Source organism: Streptomyces aurantiacus, from assembly GCF_001418335.1.
GTDB lineage: Bacteria > Actinomycetota > Actinomycetes > Streptomycetales > Streptomycetaceae > Streptomyces > Streptomyces aurantiacus.
The window spans coordinates 1-2,016 of record NZ_LIPP01000528.1; the positions used below are offsets into that span (position 1 = coordinate 1).

The window sequence follows — 2,016 nt, forward strand, 5'->3', positions numbered from 1 at the left end:
GTTTGTCGTCGTCGCAGACGAGGGCTGTGGGGCGGGGGCCGGGGGCGGAGAGGGCGGTTTCCGTGGCGGCTCTGGCGGCGTCGATCGAGAGGGGGGCGGCGGTGGTGCGCAGTTCGGTGCCGGGGACGGTGGCCAGGCGTGCGGCGAGTTCGCGGGCGCGAATGTCGAAGGTCCAGGAGGGGACGTCCGCCGCGAGGTGCAGGAAGCGGCGGTGTCCGAGGGTCAGCAGGTGTTCGGCGACCTGTCGGACGCCGTCGCGGATGTCGAGGTTGACGGTGGTGGCGCCGGTGCCGGCGGCCGGGTCGCTGTCGAGCATGACCAGGGGGAGCTGGTCGCCGCGGATGGCGGTGAGGGCGTCGGCGGCCATGGAGGAGGCGATGACGCCGTCGAGGGCGGCCTGTGCGGAGGCGAAGGGGTCCCGGGCGGGTCCGATGCCCTCGGGGGAGGGGTAGAGGACCACGCCGAATCCGTGCCGGCCGGCAACGCGGGCGGCGCCGGTGTAGACGCCCGCGAAGAATTCCGTGGTCAGGACGGGTACGACGAGGAGCACGGTGCGGGTGCTGCCGAGGCGGAGGTTGCGGGCCGCCAGGTTGGGGCGGTAGCCGAGGTCGCGTGCGGCTTCCCGTACGCGCTGTGCGGTTCGTTCGGAGACGCGGCCGTGCCATTTCTCGCCCAGTACCAGGGAGACGGCCGCCTGGGACACCCCGGCGGCCTGGGCGACGTCTCGGCTCGTGGGGCGGGGGCTGGCTGCTGCCACCGTCGACCTGTCTTTCTGCTGGACTCGCGGACAGCGCACATGGTACGTATGACGCGCGACGTTATACGTACAACTTCCGATGCTCGCGACGCCCTGGGACGAGGGATTGCGGGCGGGGCGGAGCCGAGAGGGGCAGGACATGGCCGCGGGATATCTGGAGATTCTCCGGACGAGGCATGCCGCACGGCTGCTCGTGGGCACTCTGGTGGGCCGGCTGCCGAATGCCGCGGGCGCCATCGCCGTCGTGCTCTTCGTCCGCGCGGAGGGCGGCAGCTACAGCCTGGCCGGGGCGCTCACCGCGGTCTACGGAGTGTCCAACGCCGTGGGCCAGCCGCTGCTCGGCCGTCTGGTGGACCTGTACGGGCAGCCGCGGGTCCAGTTGCCCGCCGCGCTGGTCTCCGCCCTGGGCGTGACCGTGTTCGCGCTGACCGGCACGGGGTCGGTTCCGCTCGCGTGTGTCCTGATGGCGGTCGCCGGTGTCTTCACGCCGCCCCTGGAGGGCGGTCTGCGGGCGCTGTGGCCCTCGGTCCTGCACAAGGAGGGCCAGGTGCACACGGCGTACGCGATGGACGCCGTGGCGCAGGAAGTCATGTTCACCGTGGGGCCGTTGCTGGTGACGTTGTGCGTGTCCCTGTGGTCGGCGCAGGCGGCGTTGATCGTCGTCAACGTCATCGGTGTCCTGGGTGCTCTCTCGGTGGTCGTCTCGGGACCCTCGCGCGCGTGGCGTTCGGCGCCCCGTGAGGCGCACTGGCTCGGCGCGTTGCGTTCGGCGGGGCTCGTCGCGCTGCTCGGGGCGTTTCTTTTTGTCGGTGTCGCGCTCGGTTCCATCACGGTCGCGGGTGTGTCGTACGCGGACGATCACGGGGGTGATGTGACGTACGGCTGGCTGATGGCGGCGCTGGGGCTCGGTGCGCTCGTGGGTGGCACGGTCTACGGGGCGCGGCGGTGGAGTGGTGTGCCGGAGCGGCGGCTGCGGGTGCTGGTGGCTCTTCTGGCGGTGTGTTATCTGCCGCTGATGCTGGTGCCGGGTGCGGTCGCGATGACGGCGCTGGTGGCGCTTGCGGGTGTCTTCCTGGCGCCTTGTCTCGCCTGTGCGTTCATCATCGTGGACCGGCAGGCGCCGAGGGGGACGGTCACGGAGGCGTTCTCGTGGCTTGTGACGACGTTCACGGTGGGGGCGTCGGTCGGGATGGGTGTCGCGGGGCCGGTCGTGGAGTGGGGCGGAGTGGTGTGGGGCTTCGCCGTGCCGGGGGTGGCGG

At 71.9% G+C, this 2,016-nt stretch carries 2 protein-coding genes; one reads left to right on the top strand and one right to left on the bottom strand.

What is annotated here, in order from left to right:
* Window positions 1–757: LacI family DNA-binding transcriptional regulator (locus AOK01_RS39935; protein ID WP_055520543.1), on the bottom strand; the 757-nt coding region annotated here is incomplete at its 3' end.
* A gap of 139 nt (window positions 758–896) precedes the next feature.
* Between AOK01_RS39935 and AOK01_RS39940 the strand changes: the two genes are divergently transcribed.
* Window positions 897–2,016: MFS transporter (locus AOK01_RS39940; RefSeq protein WP_055520541.1), on the top strand; the 1,120-nt coding region annotated here is incomplete at its 3' end.